This window comes from Janthinobacterium sp. BHSEK (assembly GCF_056174685.1).
Map to the genome: position 1 here is coordinate 1 of NZ_JBWBYV010000261.1, position 251 is coordinate 251.

Annotated in this window: 1 protein-coding gene; it reads right to left on the bottom strand. The window is 61.4% G+C overall.

Annotation, left to right across the window (positions count from 1 at the left end; genetic code table 11):
* On the bottom strand, positions 1–251 hold a 251-nt coding region (locus AC0V2Y_RS28930; protein WP_475418084.1), incomplete at both ends, for a transposase.

Consider the following 251-nt stretch of genomic DNA (forward strand, 5'->3'; position numbering starts at 1 on the left):
CCGTGAAAGGGGCGTAGCCATTCCCGCAGGCGGCTGTGATAGGCATTGACGTGCTGCACATGCACGGCGCCCTGCACCCGGATGCCTGCGCGCAAATTGACGGCCTCGTGGCTGATCCCCGCCTCCTTTGCAAAAGCCCGGTAGGCGGCATGGCCATCGGTGAGCAACAGGATATCCTTGTCGATCATGGGCAACAAATAATGGCGCACCTGCGCCTGCGTCAGCGCTCCTTTTCCCGTGACGAAATCGAG